The sequence below is a fragment of the Roseomonas gilardii subsp. gilardii genome (assembly GCF_023078375.1).
In the GTDB taxonomy this organism is placed as follows: Bacteria; Pseudomonadota; Alphaproteobacteria; order Acetobacterales; family Acetobacteraceae; genus Roseomonas; species Roseomonas gilardii.
The window spans coordinates 4,158,295-4,173,135 of record NZ_CP095554.1 but is presented as its reverse complement, the minus strand read 5'-3'; the positions used below and the strand labels follow the sequence as shown (position 1 = coordinate 4,173,135).

General features: G+C 71.3%; 15 protein-coding genes. 10 read left to right on the top strand and 5 right to left on the bottom strand.

Annotated features, from left to right (window positions below):
- Positions 1-25: 25 nt before the first annotated feature.
- Positions 26-1,711, bottom strand: coding sequence for an electron transfer flavoprotein-ubiquinone oxidoreductase (locus MVG78_RS19400; protein WP_247560545.1), 1,686 nt, complete (start codon positions 1,709-1,711; stop codon positions 26-28).
- Between the two features lie 109 nt (positions 1,712-1,820).
- Between MVG78_RS19400 and MVG78_RS19395 the strand changes: the two genes are divergently transcribed.
- The 3 genes from MVG78_RS19395 to MVG78_RS21835 all read left to right on the top strand — a co-directional run bounded on the left by MVG78_RS19395 (position 1,821) and on the right by MVG78_RS21835 (position 4,911).
- Positions 1,821-2,723, top strand: a complete 903-nt coding sequence (locus MVG78_RS19395; protein ID WP_247556158.1) for a uracil-DNA glycosylase — start codon at positions 1,821-1,823, stop codon at positions 2,721-2,723.
- Positions 2,724-3,094: 371 nt separating this feature from the next.
- Positions 3,095-4,063, top strand: coding sequence for a hypothetical protein (locus MVG78_RS19390; protein ID WP_247556155.1), 969 nt, complete (start codon positions 3,095-3,097; stop codon positions 4,061-4,063).
- Entirely contained in the window at positions 3,997-4,911 is a 915-nt protein-coding gene (locus tag MVG78_RS21835; RefSeq protein ID WP_345892892.1) for a lytic transglycosylase domain-containing protein, read from the top strand. Before MVG78_RS19390 ends, MVG78_RS21835 begins: the two co-directional genes overlap by 67 nt.
- A gap of 397 nt (positions 4,912-5,308) precedes the next feature.
- Here MVG78_RS21835 and MVG78_RS19380 read toward each other — a convergent pair whose 3' ends face one another.
- A complete protein-coding gene (locus MVG78_RS19380) occupies positions 5,309-6,217 on the bottom strand; it encodes a LysR family transcriptional regulator (RefSeq protein ID WP_247556152.1) in 909 nt (302 codons plus the stop codon).
- A gap of 98 nt (positions 6,218-6,315) precedes the next feature.
- Between MVG78_RS19380 and MVG78_RS19375 the strand changes: the two genes are divergently transcribed.
- The 4 genes from MVG78_RS19375 (at position 6,316) to MVG78_RS19360 (ending at position 8,894) form a co-directional block, all read left to right on the top strand.
- On the top strand, positions 6,316-6,519 hold the full coding sequence (locus tag MVG78_RS19375; protein ID WP_247556149.1) for a GNAT family N-acetyltransferase: 204 nt from the start codon (positions 6,316-6,318) through the stop codon (positions 6,517-6,519).
- Positions 6,516-7,751, top strand: coding sequence for an MFS transporter (locus MVG78_RS19370; RefSeq protein ID WP_247556146.1), 1,236 nt, complete (start codon positions 6,516-6,518; stop codon positions 7,749-7,751). Before MVG78_RS19375 ends, MVG78_RS19370 begins: the two co-directional genes overlap by 4 nt.
- An 18-nt stretch (positions 7,752-7,769) precedes the next feature.
- A complete protein-coding gene (gene moaB, locus MVG78_RS19365; protein WP_247556143.1) occupies positions 7,770-8,309 on the top strand; it encodes a molybdenum cofactor biosynthesis protein B in 540 nt (179 codons plus the stop codon).
- Between the two features lie 93 nt (positions 8,310-8,402).
- The gene (locus MVG78_RS19360; RefSeq protein WP_247556121.1) at positions 8,403-8,894 is read left to right on the top strand and encodes a cupin domain-containing protein; all 492 of its coding nucleotides are present in this window, start codon (positions 8,403-8,405) and stop codon (positions 8,892-8,894) included.
- Between the two features lie 28 nt (positions 8,895-8,922).
- Here the strand turns inward: MVG78_RS19360 and rnhA are convergent, their stop codons facing one another.
- From rnhA to ispH, 3 genes are read right to left on the bottom strand one after another with little or no spacing between them, the layout of a single operon-like run.
- Entirely contained in the window at positions 8,923-9,405 is a 483-nt protein-coding gene (gene rnhA / locus MVG78_RS19355) for a ribonuclease HI (RefSeq protein ID WP_247560541.1), read from the bottom strand.
- 10 nt (positions 9,406-9,415) lie between these two features.
- Entirely contained in the window at positions 9,416-10,399 is a 984-nt protein-coding gene (locus MVG78_RS19350) for a homoserine kinase (protein ID WP_247556118.1), read from the bottom strand.
- On the bottom strand, positions 10,399-11,400 hold the full coding sequence (gene ispH / locus MVG78_RS19345; protein WP_247556101.1) for a 4-hydroxy-3-methylbut-2-enyl diphosphate reductase: 1,002 nt from the start codon (positions 11,398-11,400) through the stop codon (positions 10,399-10,401). Before ispH ends, MVG78_RS19350 begins: the two co-directional genes overlap by 1 nt.
- A gap of 238 nt (positions 11,401-11,638) precedes the next feature.
- Here ispH and MVG78_RS19340 point away from each other — a divergent pair, with 238 nt between their 5' ends.
- The 3 genes from MVG78_RS19340 (at position 11,639) to MVG78_RS19330 (ending at position 14,593) form a co-directional block, all read left to right on the top strand.
- Positions 11,639-12,172, top strand: coding sequence for a hypothetical protein (locus tag MVG78_RS19340; protein ID WP_247556083.1), 534 nt, complete (start codon positions 11,639-11,641; stop codon positions 12,170-12,172).
- 73 nt (positions 12,173-12,245) lie between these two features.
- Positions 12,246-12,785 carry an ankyrin repeat domain-containing protein gene (locus MVG78_RS19335; RefSeq protein ID WP_247556081.1) on the top strand — a complete coding sequence of 180 codons (540 nt, stop codon included), beginning with the start codon at positions 12,246-12,248 and terminating at the stop codon, positions 12,783-12,785.
- Between the two features lie 308 nt (positions 12,786-13,093).
- Positions 13,094-14,593 carry a catalase gene (locus MVG78_RS19330; RefSeq protein WP_247556078.1) on the top strand — a complete coding sequence of 500 codons (1,500 nt, stop codon included), beginning with the start codon at positions 13,094-13,096 and terminating at the stop codon, positions 14,591-14,593.
- Positions 14,594-14,841 lie beyond the last annotated feature (248 nt).

The following is a 14,841-nucleotide window of genomic DNA, read 5'->3' as shown; positions in this document are numbered from 1 at the left end:
TTCCGGAAGGGGCCGCCGGGGCGCGTCACATGCCGCCGATGTAGTTGGGCCCGCCGCCGCCCTCGGGGGTGGTCCAGACGATGTTCTGGGTGGGGTCCTTGATGTCGCAGGTCTTGCAGTGGACGCAGTTCTGGCTGTTGATCACCAGCCGGGCGCCGGCATCGCCTGCCTCGGCCTCGGCATTCTGGCCGCCGGGGCCTTCCACCGCCTGCGGGTCCGGCTCGCCCTTCAGCTCGCGCTCCGCCTCCGGCCCGACCGCCTCGTAGACGGCGGCGGGGCAGTAGCGGCTTTCGGGGGAGCGGAAGCGGTCCCAGTTCACCGCCTTCCAGCGCGACGGGTCCTTGAGCCTGAGGTGGACCGGCTGGTCCTCCTCGTGGTTGGTGTTGCTCAGGAAGACGCTGGACAGGCGGTCGAAGCTCAGCACCCCGTCCGGCTTCGGATAGCGGATGCGCTCGGACTTGCTGGCGTCGCGCAGCGTCTCATGATCCGCGTGGTGCTTCATCGTCCAGGGCGCCTTGCCCTTGAAGACATAGGTGTCGAGCGCCGCATGGGCCATGCCGCCCCAGAAGCCGAGCCTGGCGAAGCCCGGGCGGATGTTGCGCACGCCCTTCAGCTCCCCGCTGATCCAGCTCTCCTGGATGCCGCGCGGGTAGGCGTCGAGCACGGCGCGGCGGTCGCCGGCCAGCGCCTCCGCCACGGCTTCCGCCGCCACCATGCCGCTCTTCATGGCGAGGTGGGTGCCCTTGATCTTGGGCACGTTGAGGAAGCCGGCGCCGTCGCCGATCAGCACGCCGCCGGGGAAGACGAGCCGGGGGATGGACTGCCAGCCGCCCTCGTTCAGCGCGCGGGCGCCATAGGCGATGCGCTTGCCGCCCTCCAGGAACTTCCGCACCTCGGGATGGGTCTTGAAGCGCTGGAACTCCTCGAAGGGCGCCAGCCAGGGATTGGGGTAGTCCAGCCCGACCACGAAGCCGATCGAGACCAGGTTCTCCCCCAGGATATAGAGCCAGGAGCCGCCATAGGTGTCCTTGGGCAGCGGCCAGCCGACCGAGTGCCAGATCAGCCCCGGCCTGTGCTTCTCCCTGGGGATCTCCCAGAGTTCCTTGATGCCCAGCGCATAGGTCTGCGGCATGGCTTCCGCGCGCAGGTCGAAGACCTCCTCCAGCTTGCGGGTCAGCGAGCCACGGCAGCCCTCCCCGAACAGCGTGTAGGTGGCGCGCAGCTCCATGCCCGGCTGGTAGTTCGGGCCTTCCTCGCCGTCGCGCGTGATGCCCATCACGCCGGCCACCACGCCCTTCACCTGACCATCCTCGATGATCGTCTCGGAGGCGGCGAAGCCCGGATAGATCTCGACGCCCAGCGCCTCGGCCTTCGCACCCAGCCAGCGGCAGACATTGCCCAGGCTGACGATGTAGTTGCCGTGGTTGTTCATCTGCGGCGGGGTCGGCAGCTTGAAGGCGCGCTTCGCGGTCAGCAGCATGAAGCGGTCGTCGGCGGCCGGCGTCGCCAGCGCCGGCGGGTCGTCGCGCCAGTCGGGGATCAGCTCGTCCAGCGCGCGCGGCTCGATCACCGCGCCGGACAGGATATGGGCGCCGACCTCGGAGCCTTTCTCCACCACGCAGACCGTCGCGTCGGGCGCCACCTGCTTCAGCCGGATCGCCGCCGCCAGCCCGGCCGGACCGGCACCCACGATCAGCACGTCGAATTCCATCGCCTCGCGTTCGGCCAAGGTTCCGCGCCCTCCGCTCTTTGTCCCGGAGGCAAGGGTGTAGCCTCGCCCCCGGTTGCGCGGAACCCCGTCCCGGGCCGATATCAGTCCCATGGATGACGCCGCGGATGCCTTGCAGGACGGTAATGCCTCGCGCGAGGCGTTGCTGGCGGCGCTGTCGCTCCAACTGGCCTGGGGGGTGGATGAGGCGCTGGAAGCGGCGCCGCTCGACCGCACCGTGCCCCGGCCCGAGGCGGCCATTCCCCGGGTTGCACCCGGCTCCGCCCCGGCCGGTCCTTCCATGGGCCGGGGGGCGGATGGCGACGGCCTGTTCCCCGGCGAGGCCGCGCCGCCCGCCGCCCGCCGCCCGCCGCCGCGCCCCGCCGAGGTGCTGGCCCCGGCCGCGCTGCGCGCCGCCGACCTGGCGGCCGGGGCGGAGAGCCTGGAGGCGCTGAAGGCGGCGATGGAGCGTTTCGACGCCAGCCTGCGCGACACGGCCACCAATATCGTCTTCTCCGACGGGGTGGCGGAAAGCGGGCTGATGCTGATCGGCGAGGCGCCGGGTGCCGACGAGGACCGGCTGGGCAAGCCTTTCGTCGGCGTCTCCGGCCGGCTGCTGGACCGCATGGTGGCGAGCATCGGCCTCGACCGCAGCCGCAACTTCTACCTCACCAACATCCTCTGCTGGCGGCCGCCGGGGAACCGCACGCCCACGGATGCGGAGGTCTCGCTCTTCCTGCCCTTCGCCCGTCGCCATATCGCGCTGGCCCGCCCGCGGCATGTGGTCCTGCTGGGCGGCACGGCGGCCAAGGCGCTGCTGGGCGCGCGGGAGGGCATCACCCGCCTGCGCGGCCGCTGGCACCGGCTGGAGATCGAGGGGCTGGGCACGGTGCCGGCCCTGGCGACGCTGCACCCCGCCTATCTGTTGCGGCAGCCTTCGGCCAAGCGGGAGGCCTGGCAGGACCTGCTGATGCTGCGCCGGGCGCTGGATGGCGAGACCCCGAAGGGGTTCTGAGGGGTGGGGCGAAGCAGGAACGACTCGATTCGCGAATCGCGGGGCGAAGCTCGTATAACGATTTTGTGAAGACGAAAAGCCCTGTGAGGGAAAGGATTCCCGCCAAACCGTCTCAATAGTTGAGACGTTTCCCGCCGAAAGAGGGTTGTCACCGACCTCACGCCTCCGTTAACCGCTCCCGCATGGGAGTTCATTGCCGACGGATCCTGGGCCAGAAGGACCTTTCCGACCCGCCCCGCCGCCCCCGTGGCGGCACCCGCCACCGCCCCACGCACAAGGCCCGGCCTGCCGCCCGGCGCATCGCCCAACGCCTCGCCTGGCGCATCGCTCATCTGGGCCTGCTGCTCTTCGTCACGGCCGTCGGCACGCCGATGGCCTTCCCCGCAAAGCCCGCCCATGCCGCCTCGGCACGGGAGGAAGCCGGCGGTTCCCGCAAGGCCCGCACGGCTGCCTCCTCGCCGCTGCCCGGCAACCGCGAACTGGCCCTGGCCCCCGCGGCCCGTCCCAATACCACCGCCGGGCTGCCGGAGCCGCTGGCCGCCTCCGATGCCACGCGGCTGCGGCGGATCTTCGACTTCCAGGCGCGGGGCGATGCCGCCAGCGCGGCGGTGGAGACCGAGTTCCTGCAGGACCGGCGCCTGGTCGGCCATGTCCTGGCGGATCGCTGGCTGCGCAAGATCGGCCCGGCCCCGGAGCCGGCCGAGCTGCAGGCATGGCTCGCCGCCCATGCGGACCATCCGGAGGCGCCGGAGATCTACGCCCTGCTGGTGGAGCGCAGCCCGCGCGGTGCCAGCCTGCCGCCGCCGCCGCCCGATGCCACGCTTTCCTCCGCCACCGATATCGTGCCGGAGGAAAGCGTGCCCGCCGCCAGGAGCGTGGTGCGCAACCCGGCCCTGGACCGCAGCGTGCGCGACCGTGCCGCCGCCGGCGATGCCAACGGGGCGCTGCGGCTGATCAGCGGCACCCGCGGCATGACGCCGGCCTATGCCGCGCTGCTCCAGGCCGATGTGGCGTTGGCGCTGTTCCAGGCGGGGCAGGACGAGGAAGCCTTCCGCATCGCCGCCCAGGCGGTGCGCGGCAGCCCCAGCCATGCCCAGGCCGCCTTCGTGGCCGGGCTGGCCGCCTGGGGGCGCAATGTCTCGACGTGGCGCTGCCCTATTTCGAGGCCGCGGCGCGGGCCGACGACGCGCCCGCCGTGCTGCGCTCCGCCGCCGCCTTCTGGACGGCACGGGCCGCCGTCCGGGCGCGGCAGCCGCAGCTCTATGTCTCCTGGATGCTCCAGGCGGCGCAGGAGCCGCGCACCTTCTACGGCCTCGTGGCCCGGCGTGCCCTCGGGCTGAAGACCGACTTCGCCTGGGAGAAGGATGTGAACGGCGAGGCCGAGGCCGCCGCCCTGGCCGAGACCGCCGGTGGCTGGCGCGCGCTCGCGCTGTTGCAGATCGGGCAGAAGGGCCGGGCGGAGCAGGAGCTGCGCCGTCTCTGGCCGGCGGTGCAGGGCAACCCGACCCTGGCGCGTGCCTCGCTCGCCATGGCGACGCAGGCGGGGATGACGGAATTCGCCGCCCAGCTCGCCGGGCTGGCGCAGACGGTGGATGGGCGGCCGCGCGACCTCGCCCGCTTCCCGGTGCCGAACCTGAAGCCGCTTGGCGGGTTCCGGGTCGATCCGGCGCTGGTCTATGCCATGGCGCGGCAGGAATCGAACTTCGATGCCGGTGCCGTGTCCCCGGTCGGGGCGCGCGGGCTGATGCAGGTGATGCCGGCCACAGCCTCCTTCATCACCGGCGATTCCTCGCTCGGCACCGCCGCCGGGGCGCAGCGGCTGCACGACCCGTCCTTCGGGCTCGAACTCGGCCAGCGCTACCTGCTGCACCTGGCCTCGCACGAGGCGACGCAGGGCGGGCTGATCCGGGTGCTGGCGGCCTATAATGCAGGGCCGGGGCGGTTGCAGAGCTGGCAGCCCAACACCCAGTACCGGGACGACCCCTTCCTCTTCATCGAGGCCATCCCGATCCCCGAGACGCGGCTCTATGTGCAGCGCGTGCTGGCCTATTCCTGGATCTATGCCAGCCGCCTCGGCCTGCCGGCGGACAGCCTCGACGCCCTGGCGGCAGGCGCCTTCCCGCGCTTCCCTGGTGCAGGCGCCACGCCGTCCGGGGGTGCCGCCCTGCGGAAGGTCTCGACACGCTGAAGACCGCTGGCCGGAGGCGTTACGCTTCGTGGCCACCCTCCGTGGGAGAGGCGGCGCCTCTCCCACACCCTCTCCGCCCATGACCAGGATGGGGGACCGAAGCCGGCCCCCGGACCCCGGGCTTTCGTGGACGCTGGTGGCTGCCATTGGTCTGTAGGCTGATCCCCTTGGCGCGGGTGGATCAGCGGGGTTCCCGAAAAGAAAAACAACACCTTGTCCGCGCTGGTGGCATCCGCAGTCGCCGGAGAGCCATGCTCTCCGGCGCGATCCGGCCGCAGCAGGCGCCAACGAATGGGGGCCAGGGCGCCCCATGGGACCCTTGGGCGTCCTGGCAGATAAGGGGCCGGGGGAAAGGCGGCGCCTTGCCCTCGGGGCCGGAGCCAAGGGCGTGGCGCTATCAACCATCCGGACGCGCCTTCCGGCCGGCGAAACAGGCCTCCAGCGCCCGCAGCATTTCCCGCAGCCCCGGATGGCGCGGCTTGTCCCGGCGCAGCACCAGGGCGAGCTGGCGTTCCAGGCGCGGCACCAGGGGGCGGGCCGAGAGGCGCGGGTCATCGCTGCCGCGCCAGGCCATGCCGGGCAGGATGGCATGGCCCAGCCCGGCGCCGACCAGTTCCTTGATCGCCTCGACACTGCCCAGGGACATGCTGGGCACGGGGTGAAGCCCGGCGGCGGCGAACCATTCGTCCACCACCCGCCGCGTGTGGCCGCCGGGCTCGTAGAGCACCAGCGGCAAAGCGGCGACGGCTTCCGGTGTCAGCGGGGCGGGCGGCGGTGGCAGGCTGGCGGGCGAGAAGAGCAGGAATTCATCCGCCAGGGCCGGGGTGACGGCGAAGGCGCGGCCGGGGGCGGGCAGGGTGACGAGGCCGAGATCCAGCGCGTTCTCCTCGATCGCCTTCAGCACCTCGGCCGTGTTGCCCGTGCGGACGGTGATCTCCAGCGCCGGGAAGCGCTGCCGCAGCCCCCGCAGCACATCCGGCAGCAGGTAGATGCAGGCGGTGGCGCCGGTGCCGATGCGGACGCGCCCGGCCACGCCCTCGGCATGCGGCGCCAGTTCCTCCAGCGCCTCGCTCACCGCCTGTCCGATGCGGCGGGCATGGGCGAGCAGCACCAGCCCGGCGGCGGTCGGCCCGGCGCGCCGGCCCACGCGTTCGATCAGCCGCACCCCGAGGCGTCGTTCGAGTTGCCGGATCTGCAGGCTGATCGCCGGCTGGGTAAGGCCGCGCCGCTCCGCCGCGGCCGAGAAGCTGCCCAACTCCACCACATCGGTGAAGCTGCGAAGCTGATCGAGGCCGAGGTCACGCATTCCAAAGTTTTCCTGATGCTTTGCATGAGCAGGCAAAGCTTCTCTCATGGCGCCGGAGGGTGAAAGAGTCCGGCCACATTCCTTCGGACCATCATCGCATGACGCCTTTCCCTTTCCTCATCCGGCCCGCGCAGGATGGCGATCTCGCCGCGATCCAGGCGATCTCTGCACGGCATATGCTGCATGGCCGCGCCTCCTTCGAGGAAGTGCCACCGGGGCTGGAGGAGATGGCCGCCCGGCGGCAGCGCGCGCTGGGGCCGGGCGGCACGCGCCTGCCCGATGCCCCGCCGCCGCGCCCGTGACCACGGTTCCCGCCGTTCCCCGGCGCACCGTCTGGGCACTCGGCCTGTCGCAGCTCATCGCCTGGGGCGTCAGCTACTACCTGATCGGCGTGCTGGGGGAGCGCATCGCCGCCGATCTCGGCTGGGGCATGGCGCGGGTGCAGGGCGGCTTCGCCCTGTCGCTGCTGGTGATGGGGGGTGTCTCCCCCCTGGCCGGGCGGATGATGGACCGGCAGGGCGGACGCCGGGTGATGGGGCTCGGCTCCGTGCTCCTGGCCCTGGGCTGCCTCGGCCTGGCCCTGGCGCGGGAGGTGGTGGGCTATTACGCCGCCTGGGCCCTGCTGGGGCTGGCCATGCGCCTGACCCTCTACGATGCGGCCTTCGCCGCCCTGGCGCGGATCGGCGGGCCGGGGGCACGGCGGGCGATGTCGCAGATCACCCTGCTGGGCGGCCTGGCCTCCACGGTCTTCTGGCCGCTGGGCCACCTGCTGGCGGAGCACCTCGGCTGGCGCGGCGCCTGCCTCGCCTATGCCGGAGCGGCGCTGCTGACCCTGCCGCTGCACCTGCTGATCCCCAGCGGCCGCGCCGGTGCCTTCCAGGGGAAGCCGGGCGCCCCCGTGGCCCCGGCCCTGGCGCGGGACGGGGGCGAGCGCCGCCTCGCCGGGGCGCTCTATGCCGCGATCACCCTGCTCCTCGGCGTGCTGAACGCGGCCATGTCGGCGCATATGATCACGCTGCTCTCCGGGCTGGGCCTGGGGGTGGCGGCCGCGGTCTGGGTGGCCACGCTGCGCGGCATCGGCCAGTCCGCCGCACGGCTGGCGGAGATCCTGTCGGGCAGCCGCATGGGCGCGCTGGGCCTCAACCTGTTCGCCACGGGCGGGCTCGCCCTCGGCTTCGTGCTGGCCCTGTGGAGCGGCACCTCGGTCACGGTGGCGGTGCTCTTCTCGCTCCTCTACGGGGCGGCGAACGGGCTGACCACCATCACGCGCGGCGCCTTGCCGCTGGCGCTCTTCGACCACCGCGCCTATGGGCGGATCGCCGGGGCGCTGATCACCCCGGGACTGCTGCTGTCCGCTGTCGCGCCGCTGGCCTATGTGCCGGTCATCGAGGGGCTGGGCGCGGGCTGGGCCATGGGCCTCGGTGCCCTTCTCGCCTTCGCCGCCTTCCTGGCCTCGCTGGTGCTGTGGTGGCGCTTCGGGCGGCGTGCATGGGAAGGATCTCCGGAAGCCTGTAAGCAGGGGGCCGGAGAGTGACGTGACGAGGAGGCCGCCATGCCGATCGACGAGAGCCTGACCTTCCTGCCCGTGAACATCGCGGTGCTGACGGTGAGCGACACACGCGACCTCGCCAGCGACCGGTCCGGCGACACGCTGGCGGCGCGGATCGAGGCGGCGGGGCACCGGCTGGCGGCGCGCGAGATCCTGCGCGACGAGGCCGATGCCATCGAGGCGCAGCTCCGCCGCTGGATCGCCGATCCGCAGGTGGATGTGGTGATCAGCACGGGCGGCACGGGCATCACCGGCCGCGACGTGACGCCGGAGGCCCTCGCCCGCGTGCTGGAGAAGGAGATCGCCGGCTTCGGCGAGCTGTTCCGGATGCTGAGCTATGCCAAGATCGGCACCTCCACGATCCAGTCCCGCGCCATCGGCGGCGTGGCGGGTGGCACCTATCTCTTCGCCCTGCCGGGCAGCACCGGAGCGGTGAAGGATGGCTGGGACGACATCCTGCGTTTCCAGCTCGATGCCCGGCACAAGCCCTGCAACCTCGTGGAGCTGATGCCGCGCCTGCGGGAGCATCTGGCGGGGGGCTGAATGGCCCTCCTTCTCCTGCAACCGTGAAGGTGCGTCCGGTCTGGCGCGATGGCGATCCGTGGCCAGCTTCCGACGACCCACGGAGGAAGCCGCATGACACAGATCCCCCTGAAGCTCGCGGCCGAGGCCGCCGAGCCGGTCGTCTTCGAGATCCCCGGCGCAGAGGGCGAGTTCCGCGTGCAGATCCTGAACGAGGATCAGGAGAAGGGCGTCGTCACCACCATCGTCCACCTGCCGCCCGGCGGCAGCATCCCGGCGCATTTCCACGCGGCCGGGTCCGAGATGCATTATGTGCTGGAAGGCGATCTGACCGAGGCGGGCGAGAGCTTCGGTCCTGGCGGCTTCCTGACCTTCGCGGCCGGGGTGGTGCATGGCCCACATGGCAGCGAGGGCGGCGCCCGGGTGCTGACGGTGCAGCAATGGCAGAGCGGGCGGGGGGAATTCGACTTCCACCCGGCCGGGGAAGGGCAGGACGGGGCGGCCGCCGCTGCCACGGATGCGGCCGCTGGCGCCTCGGTCACTGAAAAATCGGCCTCGGAGGCCGAGGCGGAGCGCCGCCGGGGGGAGGAGAAGGGCTACGGCTGAGGCGGAAGCGGCCTTTCCGGCGAGGGCGTCAGCCCTTGCCGGAGATGGCCTTCCGCGCCTCGGTGGCCAGAACGTCGGCGCGTTCGTTCATCGGGTCGCCGGAATGGCCGCGCACCCAGCGCCACTCGATGGCGTGCGGCTTGGCGGCGGCGAGGAGGCGCTGCCAGAGCTCGTAATTCGCCACCGGCTCCTTTGCCGCGTTCTTCCAGCCGTTGCGCACCCAGCCATGCACCCAGCGGGAGATGCCGTTGCGCACGTATTCGCTGTCCGTGTGCAGCACGACCTTGCAGGGGCGCCGGAGCGCCTCCAGCGCCTGTGCCGCCGCGGTCAGCTCCATGCGGTTGTTGGTGGTGGCCGGATCGCCGCCGCTCAGCTCCCGCTCATGGCCATTGTAGCGCAGGATCGCCGCCCAGCCGCCCGGGCCGGGATTGGGCTTGCAGCCGCCATCGGTCCAGATCTCGACCTCGGCCTCCTGGGAAACCCCCTGGGAAGCCTCCTGGACCTCTTCCATCGCCGCGCTGTCAGCCGGCATGGGCGAAGACCCCCGGCAGGGCCTTTTGCCCTATGAAGTGCCGCAGCCGCGCGAGGTATTCGAGCGGGTCCTTGCGCGTCACCAGCGCGCCGGGCGGCGTGTGGGTCCAGTCGTAGAGCCGTGTCAGCAGGAAGCGCATCGCCCCCCCGGCGCAGAGCACGGGCAGCGCGGCGCGCTCCGCCGGGGTAAGGGGGCGGAGCGTCTCGTAGGCGGTCAGCATCGCCGCCGCGCGTTCCGGCACGAAGCGGAGATCCGCGTCGAAGCACCAGGCGTTCAGGCTGATCGCCAGATCATAGGCGAGCAGGTCGGTGCAGGCGAAGTAGAAGTCGATCAGCCCGGTCAGGTGCTCGCCCTGGAAGAAGGCGTTGTCCGGGAAGAGGTCCGCATGGATCTGTCCGCGCGGCAGGGCATCGCGCTCGGCCAGGTTCGGCCAGTCATGCAGGATGAGGCCCAGATGCTCCGCCAGCTCGTCGCAGAGGCCGGGCTGCACCGCGTCGCCGCCATCGCGGCAACGGTCCAGCAGCGGCGCCCAGGCGGCGGGGCCCAGGGCGTTCGGCCGTTCCGCCGCATAGGAACGGCCCGCCGCGTGCAGGCCCGCCATGGCACGGCCGAGCTCGGCGCAATGGGCGGGGGTGACATGGCGCGGCCAGGCGCCCTCCAGGAAGGTGCAGATCGCCGCCGGACGGCCCGCGAGCTCGCGCAGCGCCTCCCCGTCGCGCCCGGGCACGGGCTGCGGGCAGGCGACGCCCTGTTCGGCGAGGTGGCGCATCAGCCCGAGGAACCAGGGCAGTTCCGCCGGGTCCACGCGCTTCTCGTAGAGCGTGAGGACATAACGGCCATGGGTGGTGTCGAGCAGGAAGTTGCTGTTCTCCACGCCCTCCGCGATGCCGCGCAGGGAAAGGGGTTCGCCGATCGCGTAATCGGCGAGGAAGGCGGCCAGCGCCGCCTCCGTGACTTCGGTGTAGACGGCCATCAGTCCTTCAGCGCGGCCGGAAGTTTGAAGGTGATGTTCTCGCGCGCCACCACGACTTCCTCGATCTTCAGGTCGAAGCGCGTGCGCAGCCGGTCGAGCACCTCGTCCACCAGCACCTCCGGCGCCGAGGCGCCCGCGGTCACGCCGACCGAGGTGACGCCGTCGGCCAGGGCCGGGTCGAGGTCGCGGCCCCGCTGCACCATGATGGCGCGGGCGCAGCCGGCGCGCTCCGCCACCTCCCGCAGCCGGACGGAGTTGGAGGAGTTCGGCGCCCCCACCACGATCATCAGCTCGGCGCGCGGGGCAATGGCCTTCACCGCCGCCTGCCGGTTGGTGGTGGCGTAGCAGATGTCTTCCTTGGTCGGGCTGGAGATGTCCGGGAAGCGGTCCTGCAGGATCGCCACGATCTCCACCGTGTCGTCCACCGAAAGGGTGGTCTGGGTGGTGAAGGCGAGCGGCACGCCGGCGGGCGGCTGCACGGTGCGGGCCTGGGCGGCGTCCTCCACCAGCGTCACCGAGCCCGCGGGGAGCTGGCCCATGGTACCGACCACCTCCGGGTGCCCGGCATGGCCGATCAGCAGGATATGCCGCCCGGTGGCGGAATGGCGTTCCACCTCGCGGTGGACCTTGCTCACCAGCGGGCAGGTGGCGTCCAGGTAGAACATCTCGCGCCGCTGCGCCTCGGCGGGCACGGATTTCGGCACGCCATGGGCGGAGAAGACCACCGGCTGGCCGTCATCGGGGATCTCGGAAAGTTCCTCGACGAAGACGGCACCCAGCGCCTCCAGCCGCTCCACCACGAAGCGGTTGTGCACGATCTCATGGCGCACATAGACGGGGGCGCCCCGGCGGTTCAGCGCCTCCTCCACGATCTTGATGGCCCGGTCCACCCCGGCGCAGAAGCCACGTGGCCCGGCAAGGAGGACGGTCAGCGGCGGCTTGGCGGCGGCGGTGGCGGGGCGGTCGGTGACCGGCGGGGAGAGGGGGTCGTGGGCGGGCATGTCGTGGGGCATGTTGGCGTCGGGCGTCTCTCGTGCCAGTTCGTGGCGGCAGGCACCGGGAGATGGTCACCCGGCCGGGGGCAGGCGCAACCTAGCGATCCCCGGGCGCCTGGGACAGGGGGAGTATAGCATGGCTTTTCAACTGCGGCGGATGGGAATGGACCGGCCGGGCCCTTCCGGCAAGGCCCATTCCGGGCTGTTCGCCCCAGTACGGGCTGTTCCGGTACGGGCTGTTCCGGTGCTGCTGCTGGCGGCGATGGCGAGCCTCGCGGGCTGCGACAGCACGAATTCCAAGAATCCCTTGGCCAATGCCACGGCGCCCTGCCCGGCGGTTTCGCTGCTGGGCGATGCGGCGGACCTCACCCGCTTCAGCGGTCCGGGGCGGGATATCCCCTCCATGGTGCTGGATGCGCGGCTGACCGGCTATCAGGCCAAGTGCGACTATGCCCCGGGCCATAAGGGCCTGGACGTGACGCTTCGCCTGGGCCTGTCGGCCGAGCGCGGGCCCGCCGCCACGACCCGGACGGCGGCGCTGCCTTATTTCGTGGCGGTCACCACGGCGGATGAATCGCGCATCCTGGCCAAGGCCAACTACACCGCGGCGGTGGAATTCCCGGCCAATGTGAACCGGGTGCAGACCAGTGGCGAGGAGATATCCATCCGCATTCCCGCCGCGACCCCGGGGGAGGCGGCGCAGCGCCAGGTGGTGCTGGGCTTCCAGCTCTCGCCCGAGGAACTGGCGCTGAACCGCCAGCGCGGCCCGCGCCGCTGAGGCCGGGGCCAGGGGCGGGCGGATTGGGGGAGTGCTTGCGGAGGGGGCGCCTTCCGCCGGAGGATGGGCGGGCATGAGCGACCGCCCCATCCCCACGCCGCCCCTCGACCCCGAGGCGCTGGAGGCCCTGTTCTATGGCGCCGTCCGTGACGGGCGCCTGGACCTGCTGGCCGCTTTCCTGGACAGCGGGACGAACCCGAACCGGCCGGATGCGCGCGGCTTCCCGCCGGTCGTGCTCGCCTCCTACAACGGGCAGAAGGAGGCGACCGAACTGCTGCTCGCCCGCGGGGCGGCGGTGGATGCGCCGGATGCCAAGGGCAGCACCGCCCTGGCCGGCGTGGCCTTCAAGGGGGAGGCGGAGATCGCCCGTATCCTCCTGGCCGCCGGGGCCGATCCCGATGCGCCGAACGCAGCGGGCCGCACGCCGCTGATGTTCGCGGCCATGTTCGGCCAGCGGGAGATCGCGGAGATCCTGCTCGCCGCCGGGGCCGATCCGCTGCGCCAGGACCCGGAGGGGAATTCCGCCCTGACCCTGGCCCAGGGCAGCGGCGATGCCGCCTTGGCGGCGCTTCTGGAAGACGCCGCGGCACGCCGGATTGCCGCGCCCGGCTGATGCCGGCCCGCGCCGGGACGGGGGCTCCGTGCCTCTTCACGCAGCGTTGCGATCTATGGCTGGACAGAATCACGGGGCCCGGCCGATGCTTCCGGCTATCCGCCCCATCCCCCGGGGCCGGCGGGGGGCTCCCGCAGGATTGAACCGTCCTCCGGGGGCAGGCGGGCCACTATGAACGAACACGTCTTGCTTGGGGTGGAACGCGGTTGATCCGATGCCGGGGATCCGTCCGGCCTTCCGGGGCGGGCATGGCTCCCGGTGCGATGGGATCTTCCGGCTGAGCGAGCGGTCAAGAAAGGAAGAACGATATGTCCGACGAGATCTTCGACACCAAGGCGCCTTCGACCACCACGACCGGTGCCCCTGCGGTCAGTGACCGCAATTCGCTTTCCATCGGCGCCGATGGCCCCGTCGTCCTGCACGACGTGCATTTCCTGGAGCAGATGGCGCATTTCAACCGGGAGAAGGTGATCGAGCGCCAGCCCCATGCCAAGGGCTCGGGCGCCTTCGGTGTCTTCGAGACCTCCGAGGACGTGTCGCGCTACACCAAGGCCGCCCTGTTCCAGAAGGGGGCGAAGACCGAGATGCTGGCGCGCTTCTCGACCGTGGCGGGCGAGCAGGGCAGCCCCGACACCTGGCGCGACGTGCGCGGCTTCTCGCTGAAGTTCTATACCAGCGAAGGCAATTACGACCTCGTCGGCAACAACACGCCGGTCTTCTTCGTGCGCGATCCGATGAAGTTCCCGCACTTCATCCGCAGCCAGAAGCGGCTGCCCGACAGCGGCCTGCGCGACAACCACATGCAGTGGGACTTCTGGACGCTGAATCCGGAAAGCGCGCACCAGGTCACCTATCTGATGGGGGTGCGGGGCCTGCCGAAGACGTGGCGCAACATGAACGGCTATGGCTCCCACACCTATATGTGGGTGAATGCGCAAGGCGAGAAGTTCTGGGTCAAGTACCACTTCCACACCCGCCAGGGCATGCAGTTCTTCAGCAATGCGGAAGCGGCCGCGATGGCGGGGAGCGATGCCGACTACCATCGCCGCGACCTGTTCGAGGCCATTGCCCGGGGCGACTTCCCCGCCTGGGATCTCTTCGTCCAGGTCATGCCCTATGCCGAGGCCCGGACCTATCGGATCAATCCGTTCGACCTGACCAAGACCTGGTCGCACAAGGACTATCCGCTGATCCGGGTCGGCACGATGACGCTGAACCGGAATCCGGAGAATTTCTTCGCGCAGATCGAGCAGGCGGCCTTCTCGCCCGGCAACACCGTGCCGGGCATCGGCCTGTCGCCGGACAAGATGCTGCTGGGCCGGGCCTTCGCCTATAACGACGCGCAGCGCAACCGGATCGGCGCGAACTTCCACCAGCTTCCGGTCAACCAGGCCAAGGTGCCGGTCAACACCTACATGATGGACGGGCCGATGACCTATCACCACACCGGCGCGGCCCCGGTCTATGTCCCGAACAGCGGCGGCCGCCCCTGGTCGGACCAGGAGGGCGCGGTCGACAATGGCTGGGAGGCCGACGGCGCCATGGTGCGCAGCGCCTATACGCCGCATCCGGAGGATGACGACTTCACCCAGCCGGGCATCCTTGTCCGTGAGGTCCTGGGCGATGCCGAGCGCGCGGCGTTGGTGGAGACGGTGGCGGGCAGCCTGCTGGGCGGCGTGCGCGAGCCGGTGCTGGGCCGCGCCTTCGCCTACTGGAAGAGCATCGACCCGGAGATCGGCGCCCGTATCGAGGAGAAGGTGAGGAGCGGAAGCGCCCCTAAGCCGGCGGAAGGGCAGGGGCAGGCCTGACGAGGCAGCGCGAGGGACGGGGCGCCAACGCGGGGGCGCCAATGGGGCACCGGTGCATGGGCGCGAGCCTGTGTTCCGGTGGCCTCGCCTATCCGCGGCGGGGGGCGATCAGCGCCTGCCAGCCTTTGGTGACCCGGGCGGCACAGGCTCCGCGCTCCGGTTGCGGGATCTGTCAGGAGCGGTCGTCTCGCGGGGCATGACCCAGGGGGACGCAGGCTGCCCCCTATGATGACGGTTCCGCGCGAGGC

What these genes read in the sequence shown, in the direction of transcription:
- MVG78_RS19400 (WP_247560545.1), bottom strand. Translation starts at nt 1,711, where the DNA reads ATGGAATTCGACGTGCTGATCGTGGGTGCCGGTCCGGCCGGGCTGGCG.
- MVG78_RS19395 (WP_247556158.1), top strand. Translation starts at nt 1,821, where the DNA reads ATGGATGACGCCGCGGATGCCTTGCAGGACGGTAATGCCTCGCGCGAG.
- MVG78_RS19390 (WP_247556155.1), top strand. Translation starts at nt 3,095, where the DNA reads ATGGCCTTCCCCGCAAAGCCCGCCCATGCCGCCTCGGCACGGGAGGAA.
- MVG78_RS21835 (WP_345892892.1), top strand. Translation starts at nt 3,997, where the DNA reads ATGCTCCAGGCGGCGCAGGAGCCGCGCACCTTCTACGGCCTCGTGGCC.
- MVG78_RS19380 (WP_247556152.1), bottom strand. Translation starts at nt 6,217, where the DNA reads ATGCGTGACCTCGGCCTCGATCAGCTTCGCAGCTTCACCGATGTGGTG.
- MVG78_RS19375 (WP_247556149.1), top strand. Translation starts at nt 6,316, where the DNA reads ATGACGCCTTTCCCTTTCCTCATCCGGCCCGCGCAGGATGGCGATCTC.
- moaB (WP_247556143.1), top strand. Translation starts at nt 7,770, where the DNA reads ATGCCGATCGACGAGAGCCTGACCTTCCTGCCCGTGAACATCGCGGTG.
- MVG78_RS19360 (WP_247556121.1), top strand. Translation starts at nt 8,403, where the DNA reads ATGACACAGATCCCCCTGAAGCTCGCGGCCGAGGCCGCCGAGCCGGTC.
- rnhA (WP_247560541.1), bottom strand. Translation starts at nt 9,405, where the DNA reads ATGGAAGAGGTCCAGGAGGCTTCCCAGGGGGTTTCCCAGGAGGCCGAG.
- MVG78_RS19350 (WP_247556118.1), bottom strand. Translation starts at nt 10,399, where the DNA reads ATGGCCGTCTACACCGAAGTCACGGAGGCGGCGCTGGCCGCCTTCCTC.
- ispH (WP_247556101.1), bottom strand. Translation starts at nt 11,400, where the DNA reads ATGCCCGCCCACGACCCCCTCTCCCCGCCGGTCACCGACCGCCCCGCC.
- MVG78_RS19335 (WP_247556081.1), top strand. Translation starts at nt 12,246, where the DNA reads ATGAGCGACCGCCCCATCCCCACGCCGCCCCTCGACCCCGAGGCGCTG.
- MVG78_RS19330 (WP_247556078.1), top strand. Translation starts at nt 13,094, where the DNA reads ATGTCCGACGAGATCTTCGACACCAAGGCGCCTTCGACCACCACGACC.